We start from the raw sequence: 12,750 nt of genomic DNA on the forward strand, positions 1-12,750 counted from the left end.
CGGTGGTACCGGTTACGAAAAGAATTTAGCGAATGCGCTACCCTGATAATGCATTCGACGCCGGGCAAGTGCGTCTCGAAAATGAAAAAAAGACATTTCGTGCGCCAAAAAATAAAAAGGTGCCTGTTGGACATCGATTTTACTACTTCGGATCAAGAACTCGTGCTTAGCTTCGGCTTGGTTTTTGGCAGTGCCGGGGGCGGTTCATGCTTAGGACGTCGGGCTTCGTTGCCCTCGCTATGTCTTGCATGTTCGCGCTGGCCGGTCCCGCTGCCGGGCAGGTGCCGCCTGCACCTCTCATTGGCCTCGGCGATGCAGTGGTCACCGGATTTTCCGGGGCCATAGCGCCAGATCCGTCGGCGCCCCGTCCGGCGGGCAAGAGCGTCGCCGACCTCACCTTCGTCGATCCGGACGGGGCGGCAGCGCGCATCCTGGACGTCAGCCGTGCCGGCGCTCCCTGGAATGCAGCAGTCATCGCGGCACCAAGCCGTCTCGATTTGCCAGCGAAGACCATCGGCCAGGTCTTCGGCGTCGCCATCGATGACGCCCCGGCTCCCAATGCCTATCTTGCCGCAACCTCAGCCTTCGGCCTCGCCATCGTCGGCCGCGGTCGGGACGGCGCGCCCGATCGTCGCCGGCAGGGCGGGCCGGGCACGTCGTGGATGGTTGGCCAGTTCGGCCTCGACCTCTCCGGCGGGCCGGGCAGCATCTATCGCGTGGACGGCGTCACCGGCGCGGTCACGCTGTTCGCGGAGGTGATGCTGAACGGCGTCGCCAATCCGGCAACGGGCCTCGGCAATCTCGCCTATGACGCGGCGGGCCGGCAGATCTTCGTTTCCGACCTGCACACCGGCATGGTTCACCGCTTCTCCGTCGACGGGGGCACCGAGCCAGGCCCGCCCTACGACCATGGCCAGCAGGGGCGCGCCGCGGCCGGGCTTTCACCGATGGCGTTTGATCCGGCGGGCCGGCCAAACATCGCCAGCGCGCGGTTCCACGCCGACGACCCGAGAACCTGGGGCTTTGCTCCGCCGGAGCGCCGGGTATTCGCGCTCGCGGTTCATGACGGGCGCCTTTTCTATTCGGTGAACAACGGCGCGCAGGCCGAGGCGCCGCAGGTCTGGTCGGTGGGCCTGACCCGGGACGGCGGCTTCAGCAACGACTCACGGATCGAACTGACGCTGCCGGCGGCCCCCGGCCCCTATCCCGTGACCGACATGGTGTTCTCCCATCGCGGCGCCATGATCCTCGCCCAGCGGGCGCCGCCCGCCGCGAGCTGGGATTTCTCCAGTTTCACCCTGCCGGGCGAGCCGCGCGTCCTGCGCTACGTCCTCGAGACGCCGGACGATCCGGCGACGCCCGGCCGCTGGATTCCCGAGCCGGAGGAATACGCCGTCGGCTTTGCCGGAACCTTCCGCAATGCCAATGGCGGCGTGGACCTGGGCTATGGCTATGGACGGGACGGGCTGCTTGTCACCGGCGCGGGCTGCGAATCCACCCTTTGGGCCACCGGCCAGAAGCTCAGGGACGCGCCGGCGCTCAGGGCGCGGCTCGATCCCGGCGGCCCGCTGCTTGTGGATGGGCTGCAGGCCAGCCCCTCGGGTCCCGTGCGCGACTTTAACGCGCCGCCGGATACGACCTATTTCGTCGATTATGACGCGCGCCCCGCCGATGCGAAGGACGCTGGCCACATGGGCGGCGTGCGCATCCGCAAGGCACCCTGTGCGCCGCCCGTCGCCTGGTACGGCGGCCCGCTCTATCCCTATGCGCCACCCTATGTGGTGGTGGTCTCCGACCCGCCCGTCTGGCCGCCCGGCGTGTGTCCGCCCGGCGCGGGCTGGGGTGGCCCGTTCGGCGGCTGTGGTGGCATCGACGGCGGCTGTCCTTGGGCCATGGCGCCGGGCGGCTGGTGCGGCCCTGTCTTCATCGACTGCAAGGTCAATCCGGACCCCGCGCTCTGCCCGCTGCCGCCGGTGGACGTGAAGCTGGAAAAAACCTTGTCGGGTGAGCCGAAATACGATCCCAAGACCGGCCTGTGGACCCTCACCTTCACCCTGACGGTGACCAATGCGGGCGCCCCGTTCGCGCCCGGCGCGACACTCGCCATCTCCGACCCGGTGCCCGCGGGCATGACCTTCGTCAGCGCCACCGGAACCGGCTGGCTGTGCATTCCGGCGCCCCCCCTATCTTCCGGCAACCTCAACTGCCGGCACAATTTTGGCCCCGGTCTGCTTGGCGCTGGCGGCAGCGTCAATCCGCTCACCGTCACCGCCACGGTGAAGGAGCCGGGCAAGTACGAGAATTGCGGCACGGTGGGCCTGTGGCCCGGCGCGCCCTTCATCGAGACCAGCCTGGACAACAACAAGTCCTGCGCCGGCGTCGAAGTGAAAAAGCTTCCGGTGGACGTGGCCGTCAAGAAGACCGGCAAAGTGGAGAAGGGTGCGCAGGGGCCCGTGGGAGAGGGGCCCGCCACGCTTTCCTTCACGCTCGCCATCACCAATGTCGGGCCGGGATTTGCCGGCGCCAACGTCATCACCGTGAGCGACGTGGTGCCCGCGGGCCTCACCTTCACTGCCATCACGGCGCCTGCGGACTGGACCTGCAGCCCCGCTCCCATCGCCGCCGGCGGAACCCTCACCTGCACTTACACCGGGACCGGGCCGGCTGCGCCCGGCGCCGCCCTCGGCAACATTGCCATCACCGCCACCCCTGCCGGCAAGGGACCCTGGGAGAATTGCGCGGGCGTGGCAGTCACGCCTGGCTTCGCCGAGGATGCCGACCTCTCCAACAACAAGTCGTGCGTCACCCTGAATGACGACGGCTTCGACAAGCCGACCGACCCGCCGCCGGTCCCCAAGATGTGCGGGCTCAACGTTATCTTCGTGGTGGACGAGTCGGGCAGCGTGGGCAGCGCGGCGGGCCAGGTGATGAATGCCCTTAACAACGCCGCCGCGATTCTCAACACCAACGGTGCCCAGGCCGCGCTGATCCATTTCTCCGACACCGCGCAGGTGGTGTACCCCATGGCCACGACCACGTGGGGGACGATCGCCTCGGGTTATTCTCCGGTGGGCGGCACCAATTGGGAGGCGGGCCTCGCCGCGGCCGCGTCGCTGTTGCCCGGGCCGCCGCCGGCCACCATCGTGGTGTTCATCACCGATGGCGTTCCCAATGCTGCCCTCGACGGGTCGGGCGGCACCCTCTACACGGACTCGGTCACCGCGACCAACGAGGCCATCCCGGTCGTCAACCAGCTTTACGCGGCCGGCGTGCCGGTGATCGGCATCGGCATCGGCTCGGTCTCCACGCACCTCACGGCGCTGCTCGGCGGCAATGTGCAATTGACCAGCTTCGGCGGGCTCTCCGGTGCGCTCAGCGGACTTGCCAAGCAGCTCTGCCCCTCGCTCTACCTGACCAAGGGCGTCTCACCCGCCTACATCAACCTCCACGACACGCCGAACGTCAGCGATGTGACGGTGACGCTCCAGCTCACCAACACCGCCGGCAACCTGACCAATGTGGTGGTTCAGGACAACCTGCCGGCTCAGCTCACCAATCCGACCGCGCTCACACCCTCTGCAACCCCGCCCTCCAGCGCCGTGGCTGGCGATCCCGTGGTGTGGACCATCCCGGCCATGGCCCAGGGCGACGTTGCGACCCTCTCCTTCAAGGTGACGCTGGTGCCGTCGGCGCCTGTTCCGACCGATGGCTCGTGGCTGTGCTACCGCAACTTCGCCCAGGTGACGGGCGTCGGCACCGGCACGGTGGGCTCCGTACCCAACAACATGGCCAATGCCGAGACCGGCCCGGTGCAAGAGCCGGACGAGGCGTCTGGGCAGGTGTGCATCCGCAATTATGATCCGCCGGACCCTCAGCCCTGCACCACGCCCTACCTGTGGGTGAAGAAGACGCCACTGAACGAGGTCTGCCGCCCGCCCGTGCAGGGGGTGGAGAGCGGGCTGCCGTGCAAGTTCACGGTGACGGTCACGGCCCAATGCACCAATTTTACCGGACCGGTGCTGTTCGGCGACGGCCTGTTCTCCGGCTCCTCGCCCAACTCAATCCCCATCGCTTCCATCACTTCGAGCCCGCCGGTCGGCTGCACCTGGACCTCCGGCTCGCCCTCCACCTGCGCGGTGGCGAACCTGAACCTGCCGCTGAGCCAGACCATCACCTTCACGGTGACGCTGGGCGGGCCGATTGCTGCCGGCACCTACAAGAACTGCTTCGTGGCGGACGGCAAGACGCCGGTGCCCACCGATTTCCCCGGCGCCTATGCGGACGTCAATCCCGGCACCAATCCGAACGGCGGCCAGTGGGGCAATTGCACCAACTTCGTGGTGGCTGAGCCCGCCCCCGCCATTGCCGTGTGCCCGGCAGGCCTCTCCCGGGTTGGCGACAAGTGCGTTCGACCGCCACCTCCGCCACCTCCGCCCCCGCCGCCTCCCGCGGGGTGTCCCGCTGGGATGCTGCTGCGCTCGGGCACCTGCGTGAAGGTGGAGGCCTGCGCCCCGCCGCGGGTCGCCGTCGCCGGAACCTGTCAATGTCCGCAGGGCAGCGTGGAGCGCGGACGCGAATGCGTGCGGCCGCCGGCCTGCGCGCCCCCGCGCCTGCTGACCCCCAAGGGATGCGAATGCCCCCAGGGCACCATCGCCCGGGGCCGGGAATGCGTGAAGCCTCAGGCCTGCGCGGCACCCCGCGTGCTGAGCCCCAGGGGCACGTGCGACTGCCCGGCAGGCACCCGGCAGCGCGGTCGCGAATGCGTCAAGATCCAGGCGTGCGCTCCGCCCCGGGTGGCGACCGCCTCCGGTGCGTGCCGCTGCCCGGACGGGCTGGTGGAGCGGGGCGGAGCCTGCGTGAGGCTGCCGCCGAAACCGGAACTTCGCTGCGTGGCGCCCGCCTTCGCTGACCGCACTGGGACGCACTGCCTGTGCCCCCAAGGCATGCGCAGCATGGGCCGCACCTGCCTGCCGGCACCCCGCAGGCCTGAGTCCGATCCGCGCCAGCCCAGACCACCAGAGCAGCCATTTCCAAAGCCAGGCCAGCGCAACTGACCCGGACTGCCGTCGAGGACTACGAGTGCCGACAGAGGGTGAAAGCGGCCTCAACGGCGATCCGGCGCCCCCTTGGCACTCTCTCCGACCAACGTCGACGCCTTCAAATTGGCCGCCTTAACTTGGATGGACCGGTTTAAAAATCGCCGGAAGCCGCAACCGGCTTCGCCCCGGTGATCACGGTGATGAATATTATTATGCGAGGCTGGACTCGCCCGCATGGCCGGGTCGCTTGAACGTAACGAACTCTGAAAATATCGGCGCAGGTTAGATTTCGACCCTATCGACGCTTCCCGGAATTTTGCGTACAAGCCATCGCAAACTGGGCTCTTGGGAGGGGCGTCCATTGACCAAAGCATGGGTAGGGGCAGCGCTTTTTCTCGCACTTTCAACGTCAGCGGTGGTCGCGCAGCAAGAGCCTTGGGGCGCCAATGTGCCTGGGTGGAAATTTACTCAGGCATCGGAGGCAGGCGGCATCGCCAATTGCCGGGCGATGCAGGGGGATTACCTTGTCTCCCTGAGCACGAACGGGCGCACCTATCTGTCCATGTCCGTCCCGGCTGGTCTACCGAAAGGGTGGTACAGGGAAGGCCGGGCTTCCGTCATCATCGGAGGCAATGCGGAACCTGTTGACGCAGAAGTCACCAACCGATTGCTCTTCTATATCGACAGTGGGAATTACCCGGGCCTCATCCGGGCGCGGGGCTATCAATGGCGCATCATGGGGCCGAAAGGCGCGTTGACAGGCACCGTGTCGTTTTCCGGCGACATCGCGAATGTCATCGCGGCATTGAGAGCCTGCGTTAAAGCCAACACGGTTGCCGCCCAGCCCCAGCCAGCACCGCAGGCTGCCAGCAGCATTGCCAAGTGGTCCGGCATGTGGTCCTGGGTGCGCCCGCTTGAGTTCAATTTCAGTGGTGGTCCGGCAGCGCCACCTCCGGGCCCGCAGGACGTGACCGTGCGCAAGCGAGAGAATGTCTCCTTCGAACTGCTGCCGAATAATCACGTGAAGATTTGCTTCGCGTCGAGCCCCTGCAGTGTCTTTCCGTTCACGCAAAACAACGGCATCTTCGAGATTGACTACCACTCGGGCATCATTTCGGTGGTGACGGATGATCAGGGCCGCAGCCTGAACGGTCAATTCTGGTGGCAGAAGCAAAATCGCATGCGGACGACCCCAGACGCAATGATCTTGGTACGGCAATAGTTCGAGCCAAGAGGTCCTTGCACCTGGCGGGGTGCGTTGCCCCGTCCACATTCCGCCCCGGCATGGTCTGCGCCGCGGCCGTGCGCGCGTCAGCCTCTTCGTCTCGCAGCCCATCTCTGCCCCGTCGAACGTCAGCAACCGGCGATAGGGGGAGGCGTTGGAAACATGGGATAAAATCGAGCTCATCGCGCGATCCGATCCTCGGCGAACCATAGTATGCCGGGCGCCGTCTCCGCCACCCCGGCCGAACCGGCCGGGGAAGGTTGCCAGCAAATGGACGGTCTCGTCCGGTGTTGCTGCATCGGCGATGCAGAAACCTCAGCCGTCGGTGGACAGGCTCAGCGCTTTCCAGCCGTCGATTTCGCGCTGCAGCCGCTCGATCCGTGCGGACACGAGCTCGACCGCATCGCTGCCCAGCAGCAGTTGAGGCGGGGGATCTTCGGATTCGATCAGGGCAAGGACCGCAGCCGCCAGTTTGGCAGGGTCGCCGAGTTGCTTGCCGCTCTTGGCCTGCCGGGCCGCACGTATCGGATCGAACAGGGCATCATAATCTGCGATGGAGCGCTCCGTTCGAACCATGGAGCGGCCAGCCCAATCGGTCCGGAAGGAGCCCGGGCACAGAGCGACGACGCGGACCCCGAAGGGCGCCATCTCGGCGCGCATCACTTCCGAAATGCCCTGAAGCGCAAACTTGCTTCCGCAATAATAGGCGATGCCGGGCATGGTGATCATGCCACCCATGGAGGTGACGTTCAGGATGAAACCGCTCCGCCTCTGACGGAACAATGGCAGAAATGCCTTGGCCATTGCCACGGCGCCGAACACGTTCACGTCGAACTGGCGACGCATTTCTTCCAGCGGTGATTCTTCTAGAATTCCCTCATGGCCATAACCAGCGTTATTGATGAGCACGTCGACGGGCCCGCACGTCTCCTCCACGTGCGTCACCACATTGGGGATATCGTCGAATTGCGTCACATCGCACAGAACGGGTCGGGCTTCGGGCAGACGATCGGCCAGAACGGTCCACGCCTCCTGCGAACGCACGGTGCCGACGACGCGGTGTCCCTGGCCGATGGCCGCCGTCGCGATGGCGAGGCCGAAGCCGGAGTTGGCGCCGGTGATGAAGAAGGTTTTGGGTGTCATGCGGGCTCTCACGATCCTGCTTGGCTGCGGGTCGTTTGCTAAATAATATTGCTGGCGGGCTAATTCGATCGCGAATCCTATGCCAAATTTGTCAAATCCTATGAAGCGCGGCAACGCTGGCTCAGATCGGACCGGACTGGCGCGATTGGCGGAGACCCTTGCGCCCGTCCACGGCTACAACCCAACGCGCATTCCCAGCGTTCGCATCCTCAGGAGCGAGGCGGCGCTTCACGACGTTCCGGTTCTCTACAGGCCGGGCGCGGTCTTCGTATTGCAGGGGCGCAAGCAGGGCGTCCTCGACGGGACGGTCTATCGCTATGACGAGGAGCATTACCTCGCCGTGTCGGTGCCCGTGCCGTTCCGGATGGAATCTGCTGGCAGCCCGAAACGGCCCTTGCTCGCGGTCTATGTGGAGTTCGACATGGCCTTGGCCGCCGAGATCGCCTCCGCCGTGGCGGACCAGCAGCCGGACGGGCAGCGGGTGAAGGCGCGCAGCCTCGTGTCCAGCAGAATGACCTCAGAGATTGCGGATGTCGTGCGGCGTCTGCTGGGGATCCTGCAGGAGCCGCTCGACACAGCGGTTCTGGGAGACGCCATTCTGCGCGAACTGCATTACCGGGTCTTCATCGGCCCCCAGGGCGGCGCGATGGTCGCGGCGCTGCGCCGTCAGGGGATCGCCGGACGGATCATCCAGAGCCTTGTGCGATTGCGCGAGAGCTACAATTCCAGCTTTTCTGTTGCAGCGCTGGCGCGCGATGCGGGTATGAGCGTGCCGTCCTATCACGCGCACTTCAAGGCGCTGACCGGAAGCAGCCCAATCCAGTATGTGAAGGCCATGCGCCTTCATGAGGCAAGGCTGATGATCGCGCGGCAATACAAGTCCATCGCCGAGGTCGCGGCGTCGGTCGGATACGTAAGCCAGGCCCAGTTCAGCCGCGATTTCAAGCGCCACTTCCACCGCACCGCCTCCGAGGAAGCCCGATGGGTGCGAGAGCATCTGGGAGAAGTCGGCTGACCCGGGAACAGACGGCCGCCGTCGCGTCGCGAGGCCGGTCCGTCGAGCGAGCCGGCCCCCGCGCGCGACGACGGATCAGAAGAGCATGCGGAGGCTGCCGCGGACGGCGGAGGACTGCGCATTGTCGGCGATGAGGCCGTCGTAGGCGATCTCCGCCGTCACGGTCTCGCTCACGCGATAGGCGAGGCCGGCATTGAGCAGGAGGGCATCGCGCGCCAGGGGCACGCCGGCGGCCGCGAACGGTGCGGAGCCTGCGATGGTGAGCACCGCCGCCGTATCCACATCTCCCATGGCATGCTGCCACCCGAGGGTGAGGCGCGGCGTGAGGGTGCCGGCGCCGAGCGCGAAGTCGGTGGAAAGGCGCACGCCGAGGGTGGCCAGCGTGGTGTCGAGCGCCGCCGGCGCGCCAGACAGCGCCGCGGTGCCACCCTGCTCCACGAAGCCGTTGAAATCCTGATGGAGATAAGCGAGGCCGACGAAGGGCGAAGCCTTGAAGGCGCCGAAGGCGAGATCATAGGCGGCTTCCCCGAACACCTGTCCGACCGTGCCGTCATAGTCCGCCGTCAGCACCTGGGCGAAGGGCGCGACCGAGATCGCCCGGGAGGTCGCCAACTGGTTCCAGCTCCACGCCCCGCCATATTTCAGCGCCAGCGACCCGACACGGGTGGAGCCGTAGACGGCAAGATCCTGATGGTCGTTGTCGGCGGAGGCGCCGAGCGCGTCCAGCGAACCGGATGATCGACCCGCCCCCGCCGCAATGCCGAGCCGCGTCGTGTCGCCGAGATCGAGGCCGATGTCGGCGCCCGCAACGAATCCACCCTGAGTCCAGTCGAGCTGGGCGGCGCCCGCGCCGGAGGCATCGCTCCATCCGCCGTAGCCGCTGGCCCACAGCATGAGGTTCCAGCCCGGCGCCACCGCGGCCGCCATGGCGGGGCGGCTGCCACCGTCGTCCAGCCGGTCCGCTACGGCGGTCCGCACCTGCCGGGCGTCATCGAAGATCATGGCCGATGCGGACGCGTGGATCTCTCCGCTCATCTGAGCGAGGGCGGCCGGCAGGGCGGAGGGAGCCACCTGATAGAGCTGCGCAAAGAGGAGGCCGGCGCGATCAGCCGGCGCGAGGCCGGCGTCGGGGCGGACGCTGTCGAGCGCGCGTCCCAGTGCCGTGGCATTGGCAGTGGTGGCGAGGCCGTTGGCGGCCAGGGCGCCATAGGCCTCGGGCGTCACCACCAGGGTGAGGGTGTCGTCGCCGTAGATGGCATCGAAGCGCGTCGCGTCCGCCAGACCGACGGGCTGCACCAGCCGGTCGAACGAGCCGGCGAGGCCGCCCTGCGCGCTGATGATCCCATAGGTCGATCCCAGCGCGGGCACATAGGTGTTGGAGGCGCCGGCGATCCCGCGCAACTCGGGCGCCAGGGTGCCGTCGACGACGACGACGCCGTCCACCGCGAGGCGCGAGAAACTGCCGGCGCCGGTGCCGCCCGCCGTCCCGTCGATGGCGACGGCCAGGGTGGCCGCCTCGGTCATCCCCACCGGCCCGGAGATGCTGAGCGTGCCGGGCCCGTTCCAGCCGGGCGCTATGGTGCCTTCGGCAAAGAGTCCTGTCCCGATGTGACCGGTCCCGGCGACGGTGCCATCCTTGAGCACGGTGACTTGCGAGGTGACAGAGCCGGTGATGGCGAGCGTCCCACCCGCGACGACGGAGCCGCCCGCATAGGTGTTGGCGCCAGACAGGATGAGCGTGCCTTCGCCCGCCTTCACCAGCGCCCCGGCGCCGGAAATGTCGTTGGAGAAGGTGGAGGTGTAGCCCTTGGTATCGAGGATGGTGGTGGTGGTGAACATGCCGTAGCCGCGGACGGCCTTTTCGGCATTCACGAGGCCCCAGCCATAGATTTCGTCGACGCCGGAGGCGCCGAGGTCGGTGGCGGTCGTCAAAAGGGTCTGCTGGAGGTCGTGCCCCGTCATCCAGGGATAAGCCTCCTTCACCAGCGCGGCGACACCGCTGACGACGGGCGCCGCCTGCGACGTGCCGGAGAGGGGCTTGTAAGTGCCGTTGGGCGTGGTCGAGTAGATGTTGACCCCCGGGGCGACGAGGCACCAGTCCTTGGCGACGCCACAGCGATTGCTGTCCGACCAGATGACGTTGTTGGCGTCCACCGCCCCCACCGTCAGCCAGGTGTCCTTCAGCTCGGGAAAGAGATAGGGCAGGCCGGGCAGGGGGTCGGGGCTTGCGAGGCCGTCGTTGCCGCTGGCGACAACCATCAGCACGCCGGCGGAGGCGAGGGCGAGCGCCCGCTCCACCGTATGCGGAAAGCTCGCCTCGATCTGCGCGCGCGTGAAATCTGTGACGGAGCAGTCATCCTTCGCGTAACCGCAATTGGTCATGCGATAGCTGGCGTTGATGATGGACACGCCCTGCGCGGCCAGGAAGGGCCAGGGATTGGAGATGTAATTGTCGAAGCTCGGGCTTGCCGTGGCGCCGAGCGCGGTGGGGATGATACTCGCGCCGAACGCCACGCCCTGCATCTCGTGGCCGTCGCGCGCGGCGCCGACAATGCCGCTGACGTGGGTGCCGTGGCCGTCGGTGTCGTCGTTCTGGCCAGGCAGGAGCGGGGCGTTCGTCCTGAAATCGAAGCCCGGAAGGACATGGCCGGCGAACTCCGGATGGGTCGTGTCGAGGCCGGAATCCGCGACGCCAACCATCACGCCGGCACCCGTGTAGCCCTGGGCATAGGCGCCCGACGCGTTGATCTGGGCCAGCGCGCCCGAACGGAAATATTCCGGCGTCTCCCAGTCCGTCGGGCTCTGGGCGAGGGCCGGCAGAGGCGAGGCGAGGGTTGAACAGACGGCACCAATGCGGAACGACGCCGCCAAGCGTCCGCGGGACATGCTGATTCTCCGAGGGGCCACAGGAAGCGGGCCTACGCGATCACCTGACCCACATTAGAGAGGTACTATGGCATGGCGCAACAGGCCAGCGCCGCGCCTACCGCGCGATCGTCGGGGCCTTGGCGCCGGAGCGGGTTGCGGCCGGGATTCGGTGTGCGGTCAGGAGACCGCGCCGCCGTGCTCGCGCCACCATTTCTCGGCGAGGTCGGGGGGAAGGGGCCGGGCGAGAAGATAGCCCTGCACGATGTCGCAGGACCAGCCGCGCAAAAGGTCCAGCGTTTCCTCATCCTCCACGCCCTCGGCCACCACCGCGAGGCCGAGGGCGTGGGCGAGGTCGATGATGGCCTTCACGATGATCCGCGACTGCTCCGACGAACGGCAGTCGGAGACGAGGGAGCGGTCGATCTTCAGCTCCGCGAAGGGCAGGCGCTGGAGCTGGACGAGGGAGGAATAGCCGGTGCCGAAATCGTCCAGCGACAGGGAGAAGCCGCGCAGCCTGAGCCGCGTGAGAACATCCAGCGCGCGCTCCGGATGCTCCATGGCGGCGGATTCGGTGATCTCGATGGTCATCGACTGGTGGTTCACGCCGCTGCGCGCGCACTGGTCCCACAGGCGGTCGGCGAGGGTGATGTCCTCCACGTCCGAAGCCGACATGTTGATGGCGAGATTGGCGCGCACCCCGCTCTCCTTCCAGCGCTTCAGGGTCGCCAGCGCGAGGTCGAAGATATGGTCGCAGAATTGCGGGCTGAGCCCCAGCGCATGGATCTGCGGGATGAAGGCGTCCGGCATGGTGAGACCGCGCGAAGGCGAGTTCCAGCGCGCCAGGCCCTCGAAGCCCAGCGGGACGTAGCGGCCCGAGCCCACCGGCTCAAGCGAGATGCGCGCCTTCGGCTGAAGGTAGAGCACGAACTCTCCGGCGGCCATGGCATTGACGAAGTCGGTCTTGCTCGGCGGCAGCCGGTCGCTCGACTTCAGGCGTGCGAATGCGCGCCCGAGTTCTTCCACCCGCACGGGCTTCGGGATGATGTCGCTGACCGCGAGCCGGTGCGCCTTGGCAAAATGGCGCGCGGATTCCAGCACCTTCAGGTCCATGCCGCTCATGATGAGGATGGGGCTGCGGAACTGGAGCGCGGACAGCCGCCGTAGCACCTCGATGCCATCGAGCCCCGGCATCTGCAGATCGATGGCGACGCATGTCGCAGGCGAGACCACCAGCGCGGCAAGAAATTCTTCCGCGTCGGAAAAATAGCGGCTGTCGAAATCGTTCATCCGCGCAACGGCGCAGATGTACTCACCGATTTCGCTTTCGTCATCGAGGACGAAGATCTTGTGTTCGGGCATCAAACTCTCCCGCCGGACGATGCGCGAGGGGGCATCCCGCACAGGTCGAGCCATTCATGGGCACACCTCTCGTCCGGCGGCTCGGGCCGCCCCGACAGGCG

Annotated in this window: 6 protein-coding genes; 3 read left to right on the forward strand and 3 right to left on the reverse strand. The window is 67.0% G+C overall.

Annotation, left to right across the window (positions count from 1 at the left end; all coding sequences use genetic code 11):
• Nucleotides 1-206: 206 nt before the first annotated feature.
• Together ABLE93_RS20265 and ABLE93_RS20270 are read left to right on the forward strand one after the other, a co-directional pair.
• Nucleotides 207-5,054, forward strand: coding sequence for a VWA domain-containing protein (locus ABLE93_RS20265; protein ID WP_348841640.1), 4,848 nt, complete (start codon nt 207-209; stop codon nt 5,052-5,054).
• Between the two features lie 346 nt (nt 5,055-5,400).
• The gene (locus ABLE93_RS20270; protein ID WP_348841641.1) at nt 5,401-6,261 is read left to right on the forward strand and encodes a hypothetical protein; all 861 of its coding nucleotides are present in this window, start codon (nt 5,401-5,403) and stop codon (nt 6,259-6,261) included.
• 318 nt (nt 6,262-6,579) lie between these two features.
• Here the strand turns inward: ABLE93_RS20270 and ABLE93_RS20275 are convergent, their stop codons facing one another.
• A complete protein-coding gene (locus ABLE93_RS20275; protein ID WP_348841642.1) occupies nt 6,580-7,407 on the reverse strand; it encodes an oxidoreductase in 828 nt (275 codons plus the stop codon).
• Nucleotides 7,408-7,507: 100 nt separating this feature from the next.
• On the opposite strand from ABLE93_RS20275, the gene ABLE93_RS20280 reads away from it, so the two are divergent.
• A complete protein-coding gene (locus tag ABLE93_RS20280) occupies nt 7,508-8,422 on the forward strand; it encodes an AraC family transcriptional regulator (protein WP_348841643.1) in 915 nt (304 codons plus the stop codon).
• A gap of 75 nt (nt 8,423-8,497) precedes the next feature.
• Here ABLE93_RS20280 and ABLE93_RS20285 read toward each other — a convergent pair whose 3' ends face one another.
• Both ABLE93_RS20285 and ABLE93_RS20290 read right to left on the reverse strand, forming a co-directional pair.
• Complete coding sequence (locus ABLE93_RS20285; RefSeq protein ID WP_348841644.1) at nt 8,498-11,308, reverse strand: autotransporter domain-containing protein; 2,811 nt, start codon at nt 11,306-11,308, stop codon at nt 8,498-8,500.
• Nucleotides 11,309-11,467: 159 nt separating this feature from the next.
• Nucleotides 11,468-12,649, reverse strand: a complete 1,182-nt coding sequence (locus tag ABLE93_RS20290) for an EAL domain-containing response regulator (RefSeq protein WP_348841645.1) — start codon at nt 12,647-12,649, stop codon at nt 11,468-11,470.
• Nucleotides 12,650-12,750: the final 101 nt, after the last annotated feature.

Origin of the sequence: Xanthobacter pollutisoli (genome assembly GCF_040044995.1) — a bacterium.
Classification (GTDB): Bacteria; Pseudomonadota; Alphaproteobacteria; order Rhizobiales; family Xanthobacteraceae; genus Xanthobacter.